Raw genomic sequence first — 22,155 nt, forward strand, 5'->3', positions numbered from 1 at the left:
CACGGGGAAGCATCCACCCCGGATGCACCCTGCCGCGGATGTGCGACCTCATGTTGCCGATGTCCCGAGACATGCCTTGCCTATGTCCTGAACCAGCACATTGCCCCCGCAACCACAGAAGGCCCCCGGACCGTCACGGTCCGGGGGCCTTCGCCTTGCCCGGAGGACCCCGGGCGGGAAGGAGCCCCCACGGCCGCGGCCGTGGGGGCTCCTCCGTGCCCGGGGACGGGGCGGGGTCAGACCTCTTCGGAGGAGACGATCCGCTCGGCGTTGCGGGACTTCAGGGCGGCGAGCCGGGCCTCGATCTCCGACTGCTGGCCCAGGGACTCGAGGGACTCGAACTGCGCGTCCAGGGAGGACGCGGCGAGCTCCTGCTGGCCCAGGACACGGGCCTCCTCGCGGCGGATCTTGTCCTCGAAGCGGGAGACCTCGCTCGTCGGGTCGAGCACGTCGAAGGCCTTGAGCGCGTCCTGGACCTGCGACTGCGCCTGCGCGGTCTTCTGCCGGGCGTTGAGCTCGTCCCGCTTGTTGGACAGCTCCTGGAGCTTGCCCCGCATCTTGTTGAGCCCGTCCTTGAGCTTCTCCACGACCTGGGTCTGGGACTGGATCTGCGGTTCGGCGCCGCGCGCCTCCGTCTCGTACTGGATCTGGCGCTGGAGGGCGACCTTGGCGAGGTTGTCGAACTTCTCGGCCTCGGAGGACTTGCCGGCGCCCCGGTACTCCTCGGCCTTGTTCGAGGCCGCGAGGGCCTTGTTGCCCCACTCCTGGGACTCGCGCACGTCCTCCGCGTGGTCCTGCTCGAGCAGGCGCAGGCTGCCGATGGTCTGCGCGACGGCGGCCTCGGCCTCGCGGATGTTCTCGGTGTAGTCGCGGACCATCTGGTCCAGCATGAGCTGGGGGTCCTCGGCGGCGTCGATCATGCCGTTGATGTTGGCCTTCGCGAGCTGGGCGATGCGGCCGAAGATGGACTGCTTGATCATGGTTCCTTCTCTCCTCTGGTGCTTCCCGGGAGGGGCTCCCGGGATCATGGGTCGGTCGGGGACGGTGGGTCGGTCAGGGGTCACGGGGCGGACGAGGGTCAGAGGGGCGGCGGTGCGCGGTGCCCGTCCGGCGGCGGCGGGCGCCCGTCGGCGCGGATCAGAAGCTTCCGCCGATGCCGCCGCCGAAGCCTCCGCCGCCACCGCCGAACCCGCCGCCGAAGCTGCCGCCGAAGCCTCCGCCGCCACCGCCGCCACCGCCGAAGCCTCCGCCTGCGCCGCCGTTGAGGATCGAGCCGAGGAGGATGCCGCCGAGCATCGCGCCGCCCAGACCGCTGTTGGAGCGGCCCCGGTGGCCGCCCATCCCCACGGGCGTGCCGAAGCCGCCGTAGGAGAAGGAGTCGACGTCCTGCTGGGCGATGTACTGGGCCTCGCCGGCGAGCCGGACGGCCTCGTTGGCGCAGGTCAGCGCCTCGGAGGGGTCCGACTTCCGGGCCTGCTGGGCGGCCTCCAGGTAGCGCTCGGCCTCCGCGAGGCGGGTGCGGGCCTCCGGGCCGACACCGCCGCGGCGGGCCCAGATGTACTCGCTCGCCGAGCTCAGCTGCGCCTGCGCGGAGACGAGGGTGTGGGCGAGGGTCTCCCGCGCGGAGCGATCCCGGTCGTTCTGGGAGCGCACCGACGCGAGCCCCTTGTCGAGCTCGTCCTTGGCCACGGCCAGACGCCGGCTCAGGCCGAGCGGGTCGATCCGCCCCGCGCCCATCTGCTCCTCGACGGTGCGCAGGACGGCGCCGACGCCGGCGACCGCCCCGGCGAGCTCCGGGTTGGAGCCGCGCCGGACGAGGGCGTCCGCCTCGGCGACGTCCCGCTGGGCGATGGTCACGGCGTCCTTGAGGGACTCCTCGGCGTGGGCGAGCTCGGTGGCCGCGTGCTCCACGGCGTCGAGCAGGCCCCCGGCCTGCCCCACGCCCTCCTCGGCGGCGCGGATGTCCAGCACGGCGTCGCTCGTGCGCCCGGCGGCGAGGTCGGTGCGGGCCTCCTCCACGGCGGTGTCCACGAAGTCGAGCCGGTCCCGGGCCTGGTCGATGTTGTCCTTGACGGGGGCGAGCGCCGTGTCGTTGTAGCGGGCGGTGAGCTCCCGCAGCCGGGCGTCGGCCGTGCCGAAGCGGGGGCGCACGGCCTCGGCCTGGCGCCGCACCTCCTCGAGCGCCTGCGGGGCGCGGGACTCCAGCCGGCGCAGCGAGCTGAACGCCTCCTGGTGCTCCTGGAGCGGGCGCTGGGCGTCCTGGGAGCGGGCGATGATCTCGCCGAGCCAGGCCCGCTGCTGCTCCTCGGTGTCGGGGATGTGGTCCTCGAGCTGCTGCTGGAGGGCGAAGGAGGCCTGCATGTGCTTCTTGGCGTCCTGGACGGCGCGGCGGAACGGCTCGACCTGCTCGTCCCCGTACTGCAGCTGGGCGAAGGCCAGCTCCTGCTCGGAGTGCTGGATGGCGTTGTCGGTGGACACCAGCAGCTCCCCGGCCCGCTTGCGCAGCTCCGGCACAGGGACCTCCTGGTAGGGGCCGGCGGGACCCTGCGGAGCGCCTCGGCCGCCGGGCCCGCCCTGCGGGGCGGACCCCTGCTGCCGGCGCTTCTTGTTGCGGGAGGCCATGCCGTAGACGGCGAGCCCGCCGAGGCCGAGCGCCCCGAGACCGAGCAGGCCGAAGCCCGCGCCGCCCCCGTCCGAGCTCTCCCCGGTCCCGGCGGGGGCGCCGGAGAGCTCGGTCTCGATGCCCTCGACGGCCCCCTCGACCGCGCCGTCCCAGTCGTCGGCCGCGAGCGCCGGGGTGATGAACTGCCGGTTGATGCGCTCCTGCTGCTCGGTGCTGAGGGGCCCCGTGGAGTACGCGGAGAAGCGCTGCTGCCGGTCCTCCGTGGCGACGACCAGCACCGCGTCCGAGCTGCCGAGCCCGTTGAGCTCGGCGAACTCCTGCAGCCACTCATCGGGATCCGAGGGGTCGGTGAAGGTGTCGACGAACACGGCGGTGAGGGTGATCCCCTCCTGGGTGGCGAGCTCGCGCACGTCCGCGGCCAGCGCGGAGGGATCCTCCAGCACCCCGGACTCGTCGACGATCCGCTCGCCCGGGGGCACGTCGACGGGCGGCTGGGCGAGAGCCGCTCCCGCGGGTACGAACAGGGCGAGCGTCAGGCCGCAGCCGGCGGCGGTCCGGCGGGCAATGGGGCGCCAGTGCATGATCTCCCTCACGTGGTCGGTGCTCCCGATTCTAGGGCGAGGGCGTCACGGCGTGGCGATCGGCGCCGGACCTACGCGCAGGGCGAAACCACAAGGCGGCTGATGACCTGCGGGCGGGCCCCGGCGGTCCCCGGCCGCCGTCCGGGCGGCGCCCGGGGAACGGCCAGGGCTCTCAGCGTCGTCTCAGTGCGGACGTGGATACTTGGGGACAGAGCCGCCCGTGCCACCCCGTCCGCACCGGGGACCGCCGGGCCCGTCCGTTTCCAGGAGGAGACCCCCATGTCCGAGCCCCGCGACCCGCGGTACGGTGCCGATCCACAGCTCACACAGCCCCTCCCGCCCGTCTACGGCCGTCCGGCCCACGACCCGTGGGCGTCCGGCGCCGAGCAGGACGCGCGCGCCGGCCACGGGGCACCGCAGGCCGGCGGCCAGGACGCGGGCCCCTACGCCGGGGCGTGGCAGGGCGCCGGGGACCCCGCCGCCCGGCACCCGTGGGGGAACGGCACCGGGAGCGGCACCGGGGGCCGCCGGGAGCGGCGGCGCTTCTCGGGGGGATCGCTCGTGACGGGCATGGTCCTGGCCGCACTGGTGGGGGCGGGGGCGGCCGTCGGGACGGACGCCCTGCTGGACGGCGGCGGCGCGGCACCGGCGGCGGGCGGGTCGACGTCCAGCTCGGTCATCGTCAACGACCAGTACGAGGTGAACGCGGTCACCGCGGCGGCCGTGAAGGCGTCCCCGTCCGTGGTGACGATCTCCGCGTCCGGCGGCGGTCAGAACGGCTCCGGCTCGGGGGTGATCATCGACGACGAGGGCCACATCCTCACCAACACGCACGTGGTGACCCTCGACGGGACCACGAGCAGCCCCTCCCTCGAGGTGCAGCTCGACGACGGCAGGGTGCTGCCGGCCGAGGTGGTCGGCACCGACCCGCTGTCCGACCTCGCGGTGCTCAAGGTCGACGCCCAGGGGCTGACCCCGGCGACCCTGGGCTCCCTGGACGACGTGAACGTGGGCGACACGGCCATCGCGATCGGCGCGCCGCTGGGCCTCGCGGGCACGGTGACCGACGGGATCGTCTCCACCCTCAACCGGACCATCACGGTGGCCTCCTCCGCCGCGCCGTCCACGCCGTCGGAGGGCGACGGCGAGGGCGAGGAGCAGGGCGGCGGCAACGACTTCTTCTTCAACTTCCCCGACGAGGACGGCGGCTCCGGCGGCCGCTCGCAGGGATCCTCGCCGTCGGTGTTCCTCAACGTGATCCAGACCGACGCGGCCATCAACCCCGGCAACTCCGGCGGGCCGCTGATCGACACGGACGGCGAGGTGATCGGGATCAACGTGGCCATCGCCTCGGCCGGTTCCGGCACGGAGGCCGGCAACATCGGCGTGGGCTTCTCGATCCCCGTCGACACCGCCCAGCGGGTGGCCGTGGAGATCATCAACAACGGCCGGGCCACGCACGGCTACCTCGGCACGAGCGTGAGCGCCGCCCCAGGCGCGGACGGCCGGAGCCGGGCCTTCTCCGACGGCGCCGCGGTGGAGCAGGTCGTGCCCGGCTCGCCGGCCGACGAGGCCGGACTGGAGGTGGGCGACGTGATCACGGAGTTCGACGGCCACCGCATCCAGGACGCGAGCTCCCTGACGGCGGCCGTGCGCGAGCTGCCCGCCGGTGGGACCGGGACGATGACGTTCGTGCGGGACGGCGAGGAGCGCACCGCGGACGTGACGGTCGGGGACGCCGAGGAGCAGCAGTGAGCGGCGGGCCCCGGCGGGTAGCCGGTCGCCGGGGCTAGCTCCCGGCGCCCGCGAAGCCCAGCTGGCGCCAGGCCTCGTAGACGGCGATGGACGCCGAGTTCGCGAGGTTCAGCGACCTCCGGGCCGGCAGCATGGGGATGCGGACCCGCGCGGTGACGTGCGGGTCAGCCTTCACCGCGGCGGGCAGGCCCACCGACTCGGGTCCGAACAGCAGCACGTCCCCGGGGCGGTAGGCCACGTCCGTGTGCGAGACCTCGCCGTCGGTGGTGAACGCCCAGACCCGTTCCGGGGCCAGGGCGGCCCAGGCCGCGTCCAGGTCCGGGTGGACGGTCAGCACCGCGAGGTCGTGGTAGTCGAGGCCGGCCCGGCGCAGGTGCGCGGAGCCGAAGTCGAAGCCCAGCGGCTCCACGAGGTGCAGCTCGGCCCCGGTGACCGCGGCGAGGCGGATCGCGTTGCCGGTGTTGCCCGGGATCTCGGGGGTGTGGAAGAGGATGCGGAGCATGACCGCCAGTCTACGGACGCCGGACGCACGCCCGGGCCGGGGCCCTAGACTGGAGTCCGTGCCGCACGAGCCCGCCTACCTCGACCACGCCGCCACCGCGCCCCTCCGGCCCTCCGCGCTCGCCGCGGTCGCCGAGCAGCTGGCCCGCGGCGGCAACCCGTCCTCGCTGCACCGCCCCGGCCGCGCGGCGCGCGCCGTCGTCGAGCAGGCCCGCGAGGACGTCGCCGCGGCCCTGGGCGCGGAGCCCGTCGAGGTGGTCTTCACCTCCGGGGGCACCGAGGCCGACAACCTGGCCGTCCAGGGCCTGTACCGGCACCGGCGCGAGCAGGACCCCCGCCGCCGCCGCGTCCTCGTCTCCGCGGTGGAGCACGCCGCGGTGTCCGACACCGTCGAGTGGCTGGCCGCCCACGAGGGCGCCGAGGCCGTCTGGCTGCCCGTCGACGCGGCCGGCCGCGTGGACCCGGCCGCCGTGCGGGAGGAACTGGCCCGCGACCCGGGCGCCACCGCGCTGCTGGCCGTCATGTGGGCCAACAACGAGGTGGGCACCGTCCAGCCCGTCGCGGAGATCGCCGCCCTCGCGGAGGAGTTCGGGGTCCCCTTCCACTGCGACGCCGTGCAGGCCTTCGGCGCGCTGCCCGTCGACGCGCACCTGCCCGGGCTCACCACGCTGGCCGTCTCGGCCCACAAGGTGGGCGGACCGGTGGGTGCCGGGGCCCTCGTGGCCGGGCGCACGGTGGGGCTGGCGCCCGTCCAGCACGGGGGCGGGCAGGAGCGCACGGTGCGCTCCGGCACCCTCGACGCCGCCGCGCTCGCTGGCTTCGGGGTGGCGGCCCGTGAGGCCGCCGCGGAGCGGGAGACCGAGCAGGAGCGGCTCGCGGGCCTGCGCGACCGGCTGGTGGAGGGCGTGCGCCGGATCGTGCCGGACGCCGTGCTGCGCGGACCGGAGGACCGGGAGCACACGGGCGCCCGGCTGCCCGGCAACGCCCACTTCACCTTCCCCGGGTGCGAGGGCGACTCCCTCCTGTTCCTGCTGGACGGCGCCGGGATCGCCTCCTCCACCGGCTCGGCCTGCCACGCCGGGGTGCCCCGCGCGTCCTCCGTGCTGCTGGCCATGGGCCTGGACGAGGCCACCGCGCGCGGTGCGCAGCGCTTCAGCCTGGGCCGCACGAGCACGGGCGCCGACGTCGACGCCCTGCTCGCCGCGCTGCCCGAGGTCCACCGGCGGGCACTGCGCGCCGGGCTCTCCGGCGCGGCGCCCGTCTGAGCCCGCACCGGTCGACCCCGCGCCGGTCCGATCCCGCGCCGCTCCGATCCCGCACTTTTCGAACTCGTTTTGGGGAAGCATCNCAGGGCGATCCAAAAGCTCTTCGAAAACGGGGACCGCGGGACCCGCCGGTGCGGGGCCGGGGAATACCGGCCGGCCGCGCCCCGTTGACGCCACGGACCCCGACCCCGACCCCTGGAGACGATCTCACCGTGCGAGTACTGGCAGCCATGAGCGGCGGCGTCGACTCGGCCGTGGCGGCGGCCCGCGCCGTCGACGCCGGCCACGACGTGACGGGCGTGCACCTGGCCCTCTCGCGCACGCCCGGCACCCTGCGCACCGGTTCCCGGGGCTGCTGCACGATCGAGGACTCCCGGGACGCCTGGCGCGCCGCCGACGTCCTGGGCATCCCGTACTACGTGTGGGACTTCTCCGAGCGCTTCCAGGCCGACGTCGTCGACGACTTCGTCGCGGAGTACGCGGCCGGACGCACGCCCAACCCGTGCCTGCGGTGCAACGAGAAGATCAAGTTCGCCGCCCTGCTCGAGAAGGCCCTCGCCCTGGGCTTCGACGCCGTGTGCACCGGGCACTACGCCAAGGTGGTCGAGGACCCCGCCGGCGGCCGGGAGCTGCACCGCGCGGCGGACTGGGCGAAGGACCAGTCCTACGTCCTCGGCGTCCTCACGGCCGAGCAGCTCGAGCACGTGCTGCTCCCGCTGGCCGACACCCCGTCCAAGGCCGAGGTGCGGGCCGAGGCCGCCCGCCGCGGGCTGTCCGTGGCGAGCAAGCCCGACTCCCACGACATCTGCTTCATCCCCGACGGCGACACCCGCGGCTGGCTCGCGGAGCGCATCGAGATGACCGAGGGCGAGATCAAGGACGTCGAGGGCAACGTGGTCGGCACCCACTCCGGCGCCAACGCGTTCACGGTGGGCCAGCGCAAGGGCCTGCGCATCGGCACCCCGGCCCCCGACGGCAAGCCGCGCTTCGTCCTGGAGATCCGGCCGCGGACCAACGAGGTCGTGGTGGGCCCGCAGGCGATGCTGGCGGTCGACGAGCTGCGCGGGATCCGCCCCTCCTGGGCCGGGGCGCCCGTGCCCGAGGCGGCGCCGCTCCTGCGGCCCGGGGCCGCGGCCGGGGCGGCGTCGGCCCCGTTCCCCGTCCTCGCCCAGGTCCGGGCGCACGGGGACCCCGTCCCCGCCCGGGCCCATCTCGAGCTCGTCGAGGGGGACGGCGGCCCGCTGCCCGAGCTCGTGGTCCGGCTCGAGGAGCCGATGCGCGGCGTGGCCCCCGGACAGTCGGTCGTGCTCTACCAGGGCACCCGGGTCCTCGGCCAGGCCACGGTCGACCGCGCCCACTCGCTGGCCCGCCCCGACGTCCCGGGTGGTGCGGGCCGGCCCGATCCCGCCCGATAGACTGGCGGCCATGACCGCACCGCACCCCCACGCCTCCGCCGACGTCCGGGCCCACCAGGACTTCGACGCCACCGCGTCCTCGCTCCAGGAGCAGGCCGACCCCCGCGTGCTCGCCGAGCTGCAGTCCATCCGCGGCACCATCGACAACATCGACGCGGCCCTGGTGCACCTGCTCGCCGAGCGGTTCAAGGCGACCCAGCGCGTCGGCGTCCTCAAGGCGACCCACGGCCTGCCCGCCGGCGACCCGGACCGCGAGGCCGCCCAGATCGGCCGCCTCCGGGCGCTCGCGGCCTCCGCACAGCTCGACCCCGAGTTCGCGGAGAAGTTCCTGAACTTCATCATCAGCGAGGTCATCCGCCACCACGTGGCCCTCTCCGAGGACCACCGGCGGCAGGACGACGACCGCCCGTGACCCGCAGCGCCCCGCCCGGCCCCCGGCGCACCGACCCCGACGTCCCCGGCGTCGTGGGCACGGCCCTCGGCGCGATGCCGGGCACGGACGTCGTCGAGTCCGTCACGCTGCTGCGCGGCGAGCTCGGGGCCCCGCACATCTCGTTCCTGCCCGTCCTGCCCGCCCGCGGTGCGGCCGCCGACCCCGTGGCCCGCACCGCCGCGGTGCTCGACGACCTGTACGCGGACCGGCAGCCCCACGGGCTGCGCGTCTCCGGGGTGCCCGGCAAGGACTCCCGGTCCGCCCGGGCGCTGCTGGCCGGCGACGTCAACGTGCTCGCCGACGTGATCGGCGCCGAGAGCGGCCCCGACGACGCCCCGGTCAAGACCCAGCTCGTCGGCCCGCTCAGCCTGGCCGCCCGGCTCCACCTGCACGCGGGGGAGCGGGCGCTCAAGGACCACGGCGCCCGCCGCGACATCGCGGACTCCCTGGCCTCCGGCGTCCTCGAGCACGTCCGCGCGGTGCGCGCCGCGGCCCCCGGTCGGGACGTCCTCGTCCAGCTGGACGAGCCCGAGCTCGCCCGGGTGCTCGCGGGCGGCCTGCCCACGATGAGCGGCTACCGGACGCTGCGCGCGGTCCCCGCCGCGGAGGCACGGCGCTCGCTCACCGCCGTCGTCGAGGCCTGCCGGTCGGCCGGCGCCGCCGGCGTCACCCTGCGGCTGCCGCCCGGGGTCGACCCCCGGCTCGCCCGGGAGACCGGCGCGGACGCCGTGCAGGTCCCGGCCCCCGCCGGCACCGTCCACGACTGGGAGCCGCTCGCCGCGCTCGTCGAGGACGGCATGCAGCTGTGGCTGGGCCTCGTCCCCGCGGCCGGCGGCACGGCCCGCGCCCTCGCCGCGGACGTGTGGTCCGTGTGGCGGGACCTCGGGCTGCCCGCCGCCGCCCTCGACCGGGTCCGGATCACACCGCGCGAGGAGCTCGACGCCCTGGGCCCCGCCGAGCTGCGCGAGGTCCTCGCGCGGGTCACCGGAACCGCCTCCGCGCTGGCCCGGACCGCCGCCGACGCGTGAGCCCGTCCCACCCGGTGGACCGACACACTCCGCGCCGAGGTGCGGGGCGGGCCGCAATCGGCCACAATGCAGGTGGACCCCGGTCCACCACGACGCCCAGGACACCCTGGCCACGACGCCCCGGACGCCCCGGGCCACGGCGGCCCCCGCCCCGGCGGGCCCGCCCCACACCACCGGAGAGGCGATGAACGCGCGAATACTGGTCGTCGACGACGACGCCGCCCTGTCGGAGATGATCGGGATCGTCCTGACCGCGGAGGGCTTCGAGCCCGTCTTCTGCTACGACGGTGCCACCGCCGTGGACACCTTCCGGGCCGTGCGCCCGGACCTGCTGCTGCTCGACCTCATGCTCCCGGGCAAGGACGGCATCCAGGTCTGCCGCGAGATCCGCACGATCTCCGACGTCCCGGTCGTCATGCTCACCGCCAAGTCGGACACCGTCGACGTGGTCCGCGGTCTGGAGGCCGGGGCCGACGACTACGTGCCCAAGCCCTTCAAGCCCGCTGAGCTCGTGGCCCGGGTCAAGGCCCGGCTGCGCCCCGTGGAGCGCGCCAACTCGCAGGAGCTGCGGATCGGCGACCTCACCATCGACGTGAGCGGGCACAGCGTGCACCGCGGGGACCACGAGATCGGTCTCACCCCGCTCGAGTTCGACCTGCTCACCGCCCTGGCGCGCGCACCGCACCAGGTGTTCTCGCGCGAGATGCTGCTCCGCGACGTCTGGGGCTACCAGCACGCCGCCGACACGCGGCTCGTCAACGTCCACGTGCAGCGGCTGCGCTCCAAGATCGAGCGGGATCCGGAGAGCCCCGAGATCGTGGTCACCGTGCGCGGAGTCGGCTACAAGGCGGGCACGTCCGCCCGATGACCCCGCCGGACGCCGCCGCCTCCTCCCGGCGCCGCGGGCCGGCCGGCGCCGCGACCCGGCGGCTGCGGCTGGGGCGGCTCCTGCTGGCCCGCCGGTGGCGGCAGTCCCTGCAGTTCCGGGCCATCGCCGTGTCCCTCTCCCTGACCGCGCTGGCCTTCTTCGTCACGGGCAGCTTCCTCTCCCACCAGATCGCGGACCGGCTGTTCTCGGAACGGCTGGACCAGGTCCTCGCCTCGGCCACCGCGGACTTCGAGCAGGTGCAGGCCAGCTTCGACGCCTCGGACGCCTCCGACCGCGACGAGCTGCAGGCGCTCGTGGCCTCGACCCTCGGCTCGCTCTCGGTCGACGGCGCGGAGACGGAGCGCTGGATCCTGCTCCCGATGGACTTCACGAGCGGGCAGACCCTCATCCCGGCGCAGAGCCAGAGCCCCTGGATGACCTCGAGCACCGTGCCGCCGGAGCTGCAGGAGCGGCTCGCGGAGCAGGACGGCGTGTTCTGGCAGCCCGCCTCGGTCCGGGTCACGGAGAACGGGGAGGAGGCCCCCGTCATCGTCGTCGGCACGGTGGTGGACCTCTACCAGAACAGCCGCTACGGGCTCTACCTCGTCTACGACTTCTCCGAGCCGCAGCGCACCCTCGACGCGATGCACGCGGTGCTGCTGCTGTCGGTGGTCGTCCTGCTGCTGCTCGTGGGCGCGATCGTCTGGTACGTCACCCGCGAAGTGGTCCGCCCCGTGTCCAGCACCGCCCGCGTGGCCGAGCAGCTCGCGGACGGCGACCTGGGCGTGCGGATGCCCGTCAGCGGCTCGCACGAGGTCGCCCGTCTCGCCCGGTCCTTCAACCGCATGGCGGACAGCCTGCAGGACCAGATCACCCAGCTCGAGCAGCTCTCCTCGATGCAGCAGACCTTCGTCTCGGACGTCTCCCACGAGCTGCGCACCCCGCTGACCACGGTGCGGATGGCGGCCGAGGTGCTCTTCAACGCCCGCGAGGACTTCGACCCCGTCAACCGGCGCTCCGCCGAGCTGCTCTACCACCAGGTGGACCGCTTCGACGCCCTGCTGGCCGACCTGCTGGAGATCTCCCGCTTCGACGCGGGGGCGGCGCGGCTCGAGGTGGCCAGCGTCGAGCTGTTCTCGGTCGTGCACGACGTCGTGGAGGCCGCCGCCCCGCTCGCCGTCTCGTCCGGCTCCACGGTGCGGGTGCGCTCGGAGCTGTCCCGCTGCACCGTCCAGGGGGACCAGCGGCGGATCGAGCGGATCCTGCGCAACCTCGTGGTCAACGCCCTCGAGCACGGGGAGGGCCGGCCCATCGACATCGTGGTGGGGGCCTCCGAGGTGGCCGCGGCGGTGGCGGTGCGCGACCACGGCATCGGGATGACCGAGGAGGAGGCCGCCAAGGCGTTCAACCGCTTCTGGCGCGCTGACCCGGCCCGGGCCCGCACGACCGGCGGGACGGGGCTGGGCCTCGCGATCGCCACCGAGGACACGCGGCTGCACGGCGGGCGGCTCGACGTCTGGGGCGCCCCGGGGGAGGGCGCGTGCTTCCGGCTCACCCTGCCCCGGACCCGCGGACGGCGGCTCGTGCCCGACGACGAGAGCCCGCTCGGTCTGCCGCCCGACGCTGACGCGTACCCGGAGACCGCGGTGGTGACCAGGACGGGGACCCTGGCCCTGGCCTCCGCGGCCGCGGCGGAGCCGGCGCCCCCCGCCGCGGCCCAGCCGACCGACGTCGAGGAGGACCGGTCATGAGCAGGACCCGGCGGCAGACCCGCACGGCAGCACTGGCCCTGGCCGCGGCCGTGGCGCTCGGCGGCTGCGGAGCCATTCCCCGGACGGGACCCGTGCACCGGCACGCGGAGCCCACCCGGTCCGCGGTCCAGCCGAGCTACGACGTCGAGCCGGCCGGCCCCCGCGAGGGCGCGACGCCGGAGCAGATCGTGCGGGGCTTCCTCGCGGCCGGGACGGGCGTGGCCGACGACTACTCCGTGGCCCGCGAGTACCTCACCCCCGAGCTCGCGGGCACCTGGCACCCCGACGCGCGCACCCTCGTGCACCGGGGCGACGCCGTGCCCGTGCCCCGGCTCGAGGACAACGAGTACCGGGTGAACCTCGAGGTGGACAGCGTGGTGGACGGCAGCGGCGTGATCGAGCGCAAGCCGGCGGGCGCCACCGAGGTGCTCGACTTCGACGTGGTCCAGGTGGACGGCCAGTGGCGGATCTCCGACGCCCCCGACGCCACGGCGCTCACCCCGGCCGACTTCGAGGACATCTTCGAGCCCCACCACCTCTACTTCGCGGACGAGGACCTGTCCAACGTGGTGGTCGACCCCCGCTGGTTCCCGGACCGGGTGCCCGTCTCGACGTCGATCGTGCGGGCCCTGCTCGGCGGCCCCGCGCCCTACCTCCGGGGGGCCGTGACCTCGGCGTTCCCGCCGGGCACCACGCTCGCCCGCTCGGCGGTGCCCGTGCGGGACGGCACCGCCACGGTGGAGCTCAGCGTGCCCGAGTTCGACCCGGCGAACATCGAGATCAACCGCCGGATGCACGACCAGCTCGCGCTGAGCCTCCGGTCGCTGACCGCGGTGAACGACGTGGAGCTGCTCGTCGAGGGGGCGCCCGTGGAGCTGGGCGCGGGGTGGACGGACGCCGCGCCCGTCCAGGACGTCACCGTCCCGTCCCGCCAGGTCGGGCTGCGCGAGGGCGACCTCGTGTTCTACCAGGGCGGCCAGACCGAGAACGTGGACGGGATCCCGCCGCTGGACGGCCACCACCCGTCCAGCCCCGCGATGGACGCCGCCGCCGAGCACTTCGCGTTCGTGGACACGGGCACCGGCTCGCTCGTGACCGTGGCGCGGGAGGAGGAGCCCGTGGAGCAGTTCAGCGGGACCGGCCTGACCCGACCGAGCTTCGACGAGCACGGGTGGGTGTGGACCGGGGACTCCGCCGGGACCGTCCGGGCCGTGCGCGCCGTCCCGGGCGCCGGGAGCCCGGTCCGCGTCGAGGCATCGTGGCTCGCCGCGCGGACCGTGACGTCCCTGCGGGTCTCGCGCGGGGGCACCCGGGCGCTCGTCGTCACCGAGGACGAAGGGGTCTCCCAGATCTGGCTGACCGGTGTGGTGCGCGAGCCAGACGGCACGCCCCGCCGGCTCAACGAGCCGTTCCGGGTGGCCGCGGACGTCGACGCGGACGCGGCCCTGTGGCTCAGCGACCGCGAGTTCGTCGCGGCCCCGCTCGGCGGCACCGGCTCCGTCCGGCCCCGCGTCTACGACGTGTCCGGGCGCTTCCGCGAGCTGCCCGGCATCGAGGGCCTCACCGGGCTCAGCGGGGGCAACGGCACGTCCTCCGTCTACGCCGTGGCCGGCGGCACGCTGCACATGCTCACCGGCAACGCCTGGGCGCCGCAGAGCGAGGACGTCCTGGACACGGCGTTCGCCGGCTGACCACCCGCCGGGCCCGACCGCGGTCCACAGCCCCGGCCGTCCGGATCCTCGGCCGCACCCCGGCCGGGCCGTCCGGCACGGGCCAGGATGGCCGCATGCCCGCGACCCCGCCCACCGCCCGCGCCCTCGACCGGGCGGCCGCCCGCGCCCTCGACCGGCTGGCCGAGGCCGCCGAGGTGCTCCTGCCCGTGGAGTGCGCCGTGTGCCGCGCCCCGGGCACCGCGCTGTGCCGTGCCTGCCGCCTGGTGCTGCGCCGGTCCTGCGCCCGCCCCTTCGAGGCGTCCTCGGCCGCACCGCTGCTCGACCCGCCGCTGTCCGTCGTCGCCGCCGGCCGCTACGCCCACGGACTCGCCACCTGTCTGCTCGCGCTCAAGAGCACCGGGCGCACCGACCTGGTCCCCGTGCTCGCCGCCTGCCTGGCCACGGCCCTGCACGCGGCCGCCCCAGGCTGGCCGGCGGGGCCCGTGCTGCTCGTCCCGGTGCCCACCAGCCCCGCGGCCCTGCGGCGGCGCTGGTTCGACCCCGTGCGGCTGCTGCTCGAGGACTGCGCGCGCCGCGGCGCGCTCCCTGCCGGCACGCTCGTCAGCCGCGGGCTGCGGCACCGGGCGGCCGGGGCCTCGCTGACCGGGCCGGCGCAGAAGCGGCTGGGGATCGGAAGAGCACACGTCTGAACTCCAGTCACGTCCGCACATCTCGNGTCCTCCTGCAGAAAACCGATTCGAAAACGGCGCCCGGTGCGTCGTCGTCGACGACGTGCTCACCACGGGGGCGACCCTCGGCGAGGCGGCCCGCGCACTGCGGGCCGGCGGGGCCGAGGTGCTCGGGGCGGTGGTGCTCGCCGCCGTGCGGCCGCCGGCAGTTCCGCTCACCGCTGATTCGGGTCCGGCCCGGCCGGGTGAATATCCCGTGTGATTCAACTAACGTTGAGTCACGGGACGCAACAATCCTCCCGGGTGGGCGGCCCCATCCGCCCACGTCACCCCCGAGATTTGGAGGGCATCATGGAACTGAACGTCATGGGGCGCAACGTCGCCGTACCGGAGCGGTTCAAGGAGTACGCCGCCGAGAAGGTCGTCAAGTTCGAGGAGCTGGGCGAGAAGGTCCAGCGCATTGATGTCAAGGTCACCAAGGACCACGCGCTGCCCGGCCACCAGGGGATGGGCGTGGAGATCACGGTCTCCGGACGCGGCCCCGTCCTGCGGGCCGAGGCGCGCGGCGACGACAAGTTCGCCGCCTTCGACGAGGCCTACAGCAAGCTCCTCGAGCGCCTTCGCCGGGCCCGCGACCGCCGCAAGGTGCACCGCGGCGCCCACCGTCCCACGGCCGTTCACGAGGCCACCGGCGCCCTGCCCGTGGTCCCCAGTTCCGGGCCCATCTACACCACCGCCGCGGAGCTCGCGACCGCCGAGCAGGAGGCGTTCGACCAGAGCGTGAGCCTCACCGACGCGGTCACCCCCGTCGAGATCCGGCGCAAGCGTTTCCCGGCCTCCGAGCTGAGCGTCGACGAGGCCGTCGACCACATGGAGCTCGTCGGCCACGACTTCTACCTCTTCGTCGACAAGGAGACCGGCGAGCCCTCCGCGGTCTACCGCCGCAAGGGCTGGAGCTACGGCGTCATCAGCCTGAGCGAGAACGGCGAGGAGTCCGAGGAGAGCGTCCGGGCCTACCAGCCCGAGCCCGCCGGCTGACCCCACCCCGTGACGGCGGGCCCGCCCGGCTGGGTGCCGGCCGGGTCCCGCCCCGGAAGAGCCCGGTGGTCGCGGCCACCGGGCTCGTCCGCGCCCGGAGACCGGCACCGGCTCCCGTAGACTGGAGTGGGTGCCGGACACCCCCCCCATCAGTCCCAGCACGGCAGTCGAACACGAGGAGCGTGTGCACGTGGCGTCATTCCTGGAGAAAGTCCTCAGGACCGGAGACAAGAAGGTCCTGACGAGGCTGCGGTCCTACACGACCGCCATCAACAGCCTCGAGGACGGCTTCCGGGAGCTCAGCGACGCGGAGCTGCGCGCCGAGACGGACGCGTTCCGCGCCCGGGTCGCCGACGGCGAGTCCCTGGACCGGCTGCTGCCCGAGGCCTTCGCCGTGGTCCGGGAGGCCGCGTCCCGCACCCTGGGCCAGCGCCACTACGACGTCCAGCTCATGGGCGGCGCCGCCCTGCACCTCGGGAACATCGCCGAGATGAAGACCGGCGAGGGCAAGACCCTCGTGGCGACGGCCCCCGCCTACCTCAACGCCCTCTCCGGCAAGGGTGTCCACGTCGTCACCGTGAACGACTACCTGGCCGAGTACCAGGCCAACCTCATGGGGCGCGTCTACCGGTTCCTGGGCATGGAGACCGGCGTGGTGCTGGCCAACCAGGACCCGGCGACCCGCCGCCAGCAGTACGTCGCCGACATCACGTACGGGACGAACAACGAGTTCGGCTTCGACTACCTCCGCGACAACATGGCGTGGAGCCCCGAGGAGCTCGTGCAGCGCGGCCACAGCTTCGCGATCGTCGACGAGGTGGACTCCATCCTCATCGACGAGGCCCGCACCCCGCTGATCATCTCCGGGCCCGCCTCCGGCGAGGCCAACCGGTGGTACACCGAGTTCGGCCGCCTCGTGCAGCGGCTCGACGCGGGCACCGACTACGAGGTGGACGAGAAGAAGCGCACGGTCGGCGTGCTCGAGTCCGGGATCGAGAAGGTCGAGGACTGGCTCGGCATCGACAACCTCTACGAGGCCCAGAACACCCCGCTCATCGGCTTCCTCAACAACGCCATCAAGGCCAAGGAGCTCTTCCGCGCCAACAAGGACTACGTGGTGCTCAAGGGCGAGGTCATGATCGTCGACGAGCACACCGGGCGCATCCTCGCCGGCCGACGCTACAACGAGGGCATGCACCAGGCCATCGAGGCGAAGGAGGGGGTCGAGATCAAGGCGGAGAACCAGACCCTCGCCACGGTCACCCTGCAGAACTACTTCCGCCTCTACGAGAAGCTCGCGGGCATGACCGGCACCGCCGAGACGGAGGCCGCGGAGTTCATGAACACCTACGGGCTGGGCGTCGTGTCCATCGAGACGCACCGCCCCCTCGTCCGCATCGACCGCCCCGACCTCGTCTACAAGAACGAGGTCGCGAAGTTCGCCGCGGTGGTCAAGGACATCGAGGAGCGGCACGCGAAGGGCCAGCCGGTCCTCGTGGGCACCGTGTCGGTCGAGAAGAGCGAGTACCTCTCCAAGCTGCTCGCCCAGCGCGGCGTCCGCCACGAGGTCCTCAACGCGAAGAACCACGCCCGGGAGGCCGCGATCGTCGCGCAGGCCGGCCGCAAGGGCGCGGTGACCGTGGCCACCAACATGGCCGGCCGCGGCACCGACATCATGCTCGGCGGCAACGCCGAGTTCAACGCCGTGGACCGGATGCGGGAGAAGGGCCTGGACCCGCAGCGGGACGCGGAGGAGTACGAGCGCGTGTGGCCGGACGTGGTGGCCGGCTGCGAGGAGGAGACCCGCGCCGAGCACCAGGAGGTGGTCGACGTCGGCGGTCTCTACGTCCTGGGCACGGAGCGCCACGAGTCGCGGCGCATCGACAACCAGCTGCGCGGGCGCTCCGGGCGGCAGGGGGACCCGGGCGAGTCCCGCTTCTACCTCTCCCTCGCGGACGACCTCATGCGGCTGTTCAACGCCGGTGCCGCCCAGCGGCTCATGGCGGGGGCGCCGGACGACACCGCGCTCGAGCACAAGATCGTCTCCCGCGCCATCGCCTCCGCGCAGAGCCAGGTCGAGGGGCGCAACGCCGAGCAGCGCAAGAACGTCCTCAAGTACGACGACGTCCTCAACCGCCAGCGCGAGGCGGTCTACCGCGACCGCCGCCGGGTCCTCGAGGGCGACGACCTCCAGGAGCAGATCGTCCAGTTCGTCGACGAGGTGGTCACCTCCACGGTCCAGGACCGCACGGCGGTCGGCCACCCCGAGGACTGGGACCTCGACGGCCTGTGGGAGTCCCTGCGCACCATCTACCCCGTGACCCTGTCGGTCGACGAGGTCGTGGAGGAGGCCGGGGGCCGCACGCGGCTCACGGCGGAGTTCCTGCGCGAGCAGATCCTCTCGGACGCCCGCCTCGTCTACGACCAGCGGGAGGAGGAGGTGGGCGCGGAGGCCATGCGCAACCTGGAGCGGCGCGTGCTGCTGTCGGTCATCGGGCGCAAGTGGCCCGAGCACCTCTACGAGATGGACTACCTCAAGGAGGGCATCGGCCTGCGGGCGATGGCCCAGCGCGACCCGCTCGTGGAGTACCAGCGCGAGGGCTACGCGATGTTCCAGGAGATGATGGGCGCGATCCGCGAGGAGACGGTCTCGACCCTGTACCGGATGGAGATCCGCCGCCAGCGCGTGGGCGCCGACGGCGGGCCCGTCGACCTGCAGATCCCGCGCCAGCCCAGCTTCCTGCAGTACACCGCGCCCGCTGAGACCGGCGGCACGCAGACCCGCACGGAGCCCACCGCGGCGGGCCGCGGCGAGGACGACGCGGACGCCGCCGCGGAGTCCGCCAACCGGGCCGGGCGCCGGGCCCGCGCCCGGGCCGCCAGCGCCGAGTCCGCGGAGGGCTGAGCCCGCCGAGGACAGGTTCCTCCCCAGGCTGAGTCCGCCGGGGGCTGAGCCTGCCGGGGACTCGGTCCGCCGGGGTCGAACGCGCCGGGGCGGGGAGGCGGGGTCAGCCGACCTCGAGCTGCGTCACGCTCCAGCCCCGCCCCAGCCGCTCCACCCGCATGGCCACGGCCCGGCTGCGCCTCGGCTCGACCACCACCAGGGCCACCTCGTAGACCCCGCGGCCCACCCGGCAGACCCGGCACCTGCGCACGTGGGGGTTCCGGTGCAGCTCCTGCAGCGCGGCCTTGCCCTCGAACTGCTCCTGGAGCAGCCGGAGCATGTCGGCGCGCTGCTGGAAGCGCTCCACGATCTCCGGGGTGGTCCAGCGGCCCAGCTGTGCCGCCGGCCGGCTCCCGCCCAGCACCTCCACGGCCGCCTGGCCGATGGAACGGGCCAGGGCCGTCACCCGGCCCAGCTCGTCCTCGGCGTCGTGGCCCAGCACACGCGTGGCGCCCCACGTGTAGCCGCCGGGGGCCGTGGGCGGCGCCGGGCGCCCCCGGCGGGCGGAGGGCCCGGCCGCCGGGCGTCCGCGCTCGGGCGCGAGCGGACGGGCAACGGGGTCGGAACCGGCGGTGGGTGCGTTCATGACGGGCCTCCTGGGAACGGTGCTGCGGTGGGTCGATGGTGGGGTGCCGCGGAGCCGGGGCGGGTCAGGGCCCCCCGGCGCCGGGCACGACGAGCCGCTGACCCGGCAGGAGCCGGTGCGGTCCGTCCGGGAGCACCGGCCGGTTCAGCTCGTACCAGCGGGGCCATGCACGGGCGACCTGCTGGTCGGAGGCCTCCGGGCCCAGGTGGGCGGCGGCCAGGGACCACAGAGTGTCCCCGCGCACGACCGTGACGGCGCCGTCCACTGTGCGCTCCGCCACCGAGGGGCCGGTCTGCGGGAAGCAGGGATCCGGATCCGTCGACGGCGCGGGGGCGGACTCCCCGCCCGGGACGGGCTCGCGGTCGGGGCCGGGTCGGGGTCCGGCACCGGGGGCGGGCGCCGGGCCCGGTGCCTCCGGGGCGGGGGTCGTCTCCTCCGGGGCGGACGTCGTCCCCTCCGCGGCGGGGGCCGGCTCCTGCGCGGACGCCCCGGCGCCCCAGAACGGGGAGGGTGCATCGACGGCGACCGCCGCCGGGGCCGCGAGCAGCTGCAGGCCCAGTGCCGTGGCCGCCGCGCGGCGCAGCAGGGCGGGGGAGCACCGCCCGCAGATCCCGGCCAGGCGCTCCCAGCGGTGGTGACCTGCCAGCACCGCGAGCACCGCCAGGGCGGTGGCCAGGATCCAGGCCGCCACCACGGCGCAGCCGAGCACGGCCGCCGCGAGCCCGATCAGCGCCCCGGTGTCCGGGCCCCCGCCGGTGCGGACGCCGCCCGCACCGGCCAGGGCTGCGCCGCAGGCCGCGGTGGCCGCACCCAGGGCGGGCACCAGGAGCACAGACCACAGCGGAGCGGACGCGGTGCTCGCAGATCCTGGGGTGCCGATCATCTGATCTCCCTGAAAGTGAGCTTTCATGTCGTTTGACAGCATTTGTTGCTGTTTGACGTCGTGAAGCATTGCTAGCACCCCCTGGGTGCCGGTGTAAAGGTCTCAGCGGCCCGCGGTGGACATGACGTTCCTTGACGAGGGCAGGGCGGACGCCTACGTTGAGGCCCTGCGCGACCGGACGGCCCGGGAGCCGGAAGGGGAGGCCCTGCAGTGCGCTGGGAGCAGCTGTTCGCGGACCTGGAGGCGCAGCTGGCCTCCGCGCACCAGCAGGGCGTGGAGGAGGAGGCGGCGGAGCAGGCCCGCGCGGAGTACTCCCGGGTGCGCCTGACCGACCGGCTGCGCCTCCGGCAGGGCGAACCCGTTCGGGCCCTGCTCACCGGTGCCGTCCCGCTCGAGGGCCGGGTGCGCACGGTGGGCGCCGGCTGGGTCGTCCTCGAGGACCGGGGCACCGAGCACCTGGTGCCGCTGGGAGCCGTCCTGTGGTGGGAGTCCCTCGGCCGGGGGTGGGCGCCCGGTGACGACCCGCTGGCCCTGCGGCTCGGCCTGGGGCACGCGCTGCGCGCCCTGGCCCGGGCCAGGGCCGGGGTGCGGATCCGGCTCGCCGGCGGTGGACCGCTGGGCGAGCTCGAGGGGACGGTCGACCAGGTGGGCGCGGACTTCTTCGACCTGGCCCTGCACCCCGACGACGACTACCGCAGACGGGGCAGCGTGACCGCGCTGCGCGCCGTGCCGTTCCCCGCGCTGGTCTGCGTCTCCTCGCTCACGGCGGGGTGAGACGGTCGGCGGCGGCGTCCCGGTGGATCAGTCGAGCGCGCCCGAGCGCACCGCCTCCGCCGTCCGCTCGTAGCCGCGGGCGATGTACTCCTCCAGCTTGGCGGTCTCGACGCGCCACTGGCCGCGGCCGCCCACCTGGATGGCGGGCAGCTCCCCGCTGCGCACGAGAGCCCTCGCCTGCGTCGCCGAGATGTTGAGGATCTCGGCGACGTCCGCCAAGGTCAGGAAGCGCTGCTGCGCCATCCTCCGCCTCCTTGCTCGTGGTTGCTCTCCCGTTCCAGTCTGCCACCGAAGAGGCGCAACGGCTCCCCGTCCACATGCGGCGTCGCCACCGCCCGCCCCGGGCGGGCACGGGTGGCCGGGGCGCGCCTCCTGTCCCCAGTTGTGCACCGACCGGTTCCCGGGGCACCACGGCCGCGGGCAGAATGTGGGCCACGAGCACGGTCCCCACGGCCGTGCGGGCAACGAGAGAGGCGGTCGCCGATGAGCGGCACGGTCAGGGGCACGGACGCCCCGTCGGCCCGGTTCCGGAGACCGACCTGGCGGGACCCGAGGCTGCTCACCGGGCTGCTGCTCGTGCTGCTCTCCGTCGCCGGGGTGACCGCCGTGGTCACCGCCACGAACCGCACGGACCCCTACCTGGCGGCCGCCCGGGACATCGAGGTCGGCCAGGACGTGACCGGGGAGGACCTGGTGGCCGTCGACGTCCGGCTGCAGGACGCGGCGGACCTCTACGTCCCTGCGGACGCGGCACCGGGGCCGGGCACGGTCGCGACGCAGCGGATCCCGGCGGGCCAGCTGCTGCCAGGGTCCGCGCTGGGCACCGCGGACCGGCTGGACCGCAAGCCGGTCGCCGTCCCGGTGGACCATCCGCTGCCCCAGGACGCCGGGGCGGGAACGCGCGTGGACGTCTGGGTCGCCGCCCAGAAGCCCTCCGGCCGCGGCCACGAGCCGGCCCGCCTGCTGCTCCCGGCGGCCGAGATCGCCGGCGTGCAGACGGAGCAGACCGCCCTCGGCGCGGGCCGCGGCACCGTGGTGCACGTCCTGGTCGAGGAGGACCCGATGGAGGAGCTCGTGGACGCGCTCGGCAACGACGCCCGCGTCACGCTCGTGTGGAATCCCGCGGGCGGCCGGTGATGGTCCTCCCGGTCATGGCCCTGGGGGTCTCCACCTGGCCCCTCGTCGACGGCATCGAACGGCTGCACGGACCGGTCACGGTGGTCCGCCGATGCCTCGACCTCACGGAGCTGCTGGCCGCGGCGCGCGCCGGACTCGGCCGGGCCGCCCTCGTGGCGGAGGGCGCCGAGGACCTCACGGCGAGCCTGCTCGAGCAGATCCGGCTCGGCGGCGCGGCGCTGCTGGTGCTGGA

Annotated in this window: 18 protein-coding genes; 12 read left to right on the plus strand and 6 right to left on the minus strand. The window is 74.8% G+C overall.

The genetic code is table 11. The annotated features are described in order from the left end of the window. Nucleotides 1-236: 236 nt before the first annotated feature. On the minus strand, nt 237-980 hold the full coding sequence (locus H488_RS28640; RefSeq protein ID WP_017833616.1) for a PspA/IM30 family protein: 744 nt from the start codon (nt 978-980) through the stop codon (nt 237-239). A 157-nt stretch (nt 981-1,137) separates the two neighbouring features. Continuing rightward, nucleotides 1,138-3,204, minus strand: a complete 2,067-nt coding sequence (locus H488_RS28645; RefSeq protein ID WP_017833617.1) for a TPM domain-containing protein — start codon at nt 3,202-3,204, stop codon at nt 1,138-1,140. Nucleotides 3,205-3,483: 279 nt separating this feature from the next. Here H488_RS28645 and H488_RS28650 point away from each other — a divergent pair, with 279 nt between their 5' ends. Further along, a complete protein-coding gene (locus H488_RS28650) occupies nt 3,484-4,959 on the plus strand; it encodes a S1C family serine protease (RefSeq protein ID WP_031283080.1) in 1,476 nt (491 codons plus the stop codon). Between the two features lie 34 nt (nt 4,960-4,993). Here the strand turns inward: H488_RS28650 and H488_RS28655 are convergent, their stop codons facing one another. Then, nucleotides 4,994-5,461 carry a tRNA (cytidine(34)-2'-O)-methyltransferase gene (locus H488_RS28655; protein ID WP_017833618.1) on the minus strand — a complete coding sequence of 156 codons (468 nt, stop codon included), beginning with the start codon at nt 5,459-5,461 and terminating at the stop codon, nt 4,994-4,996. A gap of 58 nt (nt 5,462-5,519) precedes the next feature. Between H488_RS28655 and H488_RS28660 the strand changes: the two genes are divergently transcribed. The 9 genes from H488_RS28660 (at nt 5,520) to secA (ending at nt 18,504) form a co-directional block, all read left to right on the plus strand. After that, nucleotides 5,520-6,725: a cysteine desulfurase family protein gene (locus H488_RS28660; RefSeq protein ID WP_017833619.1), complete on the plus strand. Its 1,206-nt coding sequence runs from the start codon at nt 5,520-5,522 to the stop codon at nt 6,723-6,725. A gap of 212 nt (nt 6,726-6,937) precedes the next feature. Next, on the plus strand, nt 6,938-8,140 hold the full coding sequence (gene mnmA / locus H488_RS28665; RefSeq protein ID WP_081615777.1) for a tRNA 2-thiouridine(34) synthase MnmA: 1,203 nt from the start codon (nt 6,938-6,940) through the stop codon (nt 8,138-8,140). 10 nt (nt 8,141-8,150) lie between these two features. Beyond that, nucleotides 8,151-8,552, plus strand: a complete 402-nt coding sequence (locus H488_RS28670; RefSeq protein WP_017833621.1) for a chorismate mutase — start codon at nt 8,151-8,153, stop codon at nt 8,550-8,552. Beyond that, nucleotides 8,549-9,601, plus strand: a complete 1,053-nt coding sequence (locus H488_RS28675) for a hypothetical protein (RefSeq protein WP_017833622.1) — start codon at nt 8,549-8,551, stop codon at nt 9,599-9,601. The genes H488_RS28670 and H488_RS28675 overlap by 4 nt, the downstream gene beginning before the upstream one ends. 184 nt (nt 9,602-9,785) lie before the next feature. Next, a complete protein-coding gene (gene mtrA / locus H488_RS28680) occupies nt 9,786-10,469 on the plus strand; it encodes an MtrAB system response regulator MtrA (protein ID WP_017833623.1) in 684 nt (227 codons plus the stop codon). Further along, on the plus strand, nt 10,466-12,220 hold the full coding sequence (gene mtrB, locus H488_RS28685; protein WP_017833624.1) for an MtrAB system histidine kinase MtrB: 1,755 nt from the start codon (nt 10,466-10,468) through the stop codon (nt 12,218-12,220). The genes mtrA and mtrB overlap by 4 nt, the downstream gene beginning before the upstream one ends. After that, nucleotides 12,217-13,911 (plus strand): LpqB family beta-propeller domain-containing protein, encoded by a 1,695-nt coding sequence (locus H488_RS28690; RefSeq protein WP_017833625.1) that lies wholly within the window; start codon nt 12,217-12,219, stop codon nt 13,909-13,911. The genes mtrB and H488_RS28690 overlap by 4 nt, the downstream gene beginning before the upstream one ends. Before the next feature lie 1,001 nt (nt 13,912-14,912). Next, nucleotides 14,913-15,599, plus strand: a complete 687-nt coding sequence (gene hpf, locus H488_RS28700) for a ribosome hibernation-promoting factor, HPF/YfiA family (protein ID WP_017833627.1) — start codon at nt 14,913-14,915, stop codon at nt 15,597-15,599. Nucleotides 15,600-15,789: 190 nt separating this feature from the next. After that, nucleotides 15,790-18,504, plus strand: coding sequence for a preprotein translocase subunit SecA (gene secA / locus H488_RS28705; RefSeq protein ID WP_031283087.1), 2,715 nt, complete (start codon nt 15,790-15,792; stop codon nt 18,502-18,504). Between the two features lie 103 nt (nt 18,505-18,607). On the opposite strand, the gene H488_RS36105 is transcribed toward secA, so the two are convergent. Together H488_RS36105 and H488_RS28715 are read right to left on the minus strand one after the other, a co-directional pair. Then, a complete protein-coding gene (locus H488_RS36105) occupies nt 18,608-19,129 on the minus strand; it encodes an Rv3235 family protein (RefSeq protein ID WP_017833629.1) in 522 nt (173 codons plus the stop codon). 64 nt (nt 19,130-19,193) lie between these two features. After that, a complete protein-coding gene (locus tag H488_RS28715; RefSeq protein WP_158279205.1) occupies nt 19,194-20,012 on the minus strand; it encodes a LysM peptidoglycan-binding domain-containing protein in 819 nt (272 codons plus the stop codon). A 210-nt stretch (nt 20,013-20,222) separates the two neighbouring features. Between H488_RS28715 and H488_RS28720 the strand changes: the two genes are divergently transcribed. Then, nucleotides 20,223-20,786 carry a hypothetical protein gene (locus H488_RS28720; RefSeq protein WP_017833631.1) on the plus strand — a complete coding sequence of 188 codons (564 nt, stop codon included), beginning with the start codon at nt 20,223-20,225 and terminating at the stop codon, nt 20,784-20,786. Nucleotides 20,787-20,813: 27 nt separating this feature from the next. Here H488_RS28720 and H488_RS28725 read toward each other — a convergent pair whose 3' ends face one another. Further along, nucleotides 20,814-21,029 carry a helix-turn-helix domain-containing protein gene (locus H488_RS28725; RefSeq protein ID WP_017833632.1) on the minus strand — a complete coding sequence of 72 codons (216 nt, stop codon included), beginning with the start codon at nt 21,027-21,029 and terminating at the stop codon, nt 20,814-20,816. A 240-nt stretch (nt 21,030-21,269) separates the two neighbouring features. On the opposite strand from H488_RS28725, the gene H488_RS28730 reads away from it, so the two are divergent. Then, a complete protein-coding gene (locus tag H488_RS28730; protein WP_017833633.1) occupies nt 21,270-21,923 on the plus strand; it encodes an SAF domain-containing protein in 654 nt (217 codons plus the stop codon). Nucleotides 21,924-22,155: the final 232 nt, after the last annotated feature.

The organism is Kocuria sp. UCD-OTCP, from assembly GCF_000349605.1.
GTDB lineage: Bacteria > Actinomycetota > Actinomycetes > Actinomycetales > Micrococcaceae > Kocuria > Kocuria rosea.

What these genes read in the sequence shown, in the direction of transcription:
- H488_RS28640 (WP_017833616.1), bottom strand. Translation starts at nt 980, where the DNA reads ATGATCAAGCAGTCCATCTTCGGCCGCATCGCCCAGCTCGCGAAGGCC.
- H488_RS28645 (WP_017833617.1), bottom strand. Translation starts at nt 3,204, where the DNA reads ATGCACTGGCGCCCCATTGCCCGCCGGACCGCCGCCGGCTGCGGCCTG.
- H488_RS28650 (WP_031283080.1), top strand. Translation starts at nt 3,484, where the DNA reads ATGTCCGAGCCCCGCGACCCGCGGTACGGTGCCGATCCACAGCTCACA.
- H488_RS28655 (WP_017833618.1), bottom strand. Translation starts at nt 5,461, where the DNA reads ATGCTCCGCATCCTCTTCCACACCCCCGAGATCCCGGGCAACACCGGC.
- H488_RS28670 (WP_017833621.1), top strand. Translation starts at nt 8,151, where the DNA reads ATGACCGCACCGCACCCCCACGCCTCCGCCGACGTCCGGGCCCACCAG.
- mtrA (WP_017833623.1), top strand. Translation starts at nt 9,786, where the DNA reads ATGAACGCGCGAATACTGGTCGTCGACGACGACGCCGCCCTGTCGGAG.
- mtrB (WP_017833624.1), top strand. Translation starts at nt 10,466, where the DNA reads ATGACCCCGCCGGACGCCGCCGCCTCCTCCCGGCGCCGCGGGCCGGCC.
- H488_RS28690 (WP_017833625.1), top strand. Translation starts at nt 12,217, where the DNA reads ATGAGCAGGACCCGGCGGCAGACCCGCACGGCAGCACTGGCCCTGGCC.
- hpf (WP_017833627.1), top strand. Translation starts at nt 14,913, where the DNA reads ATGGAACTGAACGTCATGGGGCGCAACGTCGCCGTACCGGAGCGGTTC.
- H488_RS36105 (WP_017833629.1), bottom strand. Translation starts at nt 19,129, where the DNA reads ATGAACGCACCCACCGCCGGTTCCGACCCCGTTGCCCGTCCGCTCGCG.
- H488_RS28715 (WP_158279205.1), bottom strand. Translation starts at nt 20,012, where the DNA reads ATGATCGGCACCCCAGGATCTGCGAGCACCGCGTCCGCTCCGCTGTGG.
- H488_RS28725 (WP_017833632.1), bottom strand. Translation starts at nt 21,029, where the DNA reads ATGGCGCAGCAGCGCTTCCTGACCTTGGCGGACGTCGCCGAGATCCTC.
- H488_RS28730 (WP_017833633.1), top strand. Translation starts at nt 21,270, where the DNA reads ATGAGCGGCACGGTCAGGGGCACGGACGCCCCGTCGGCCCGGTTCCGG.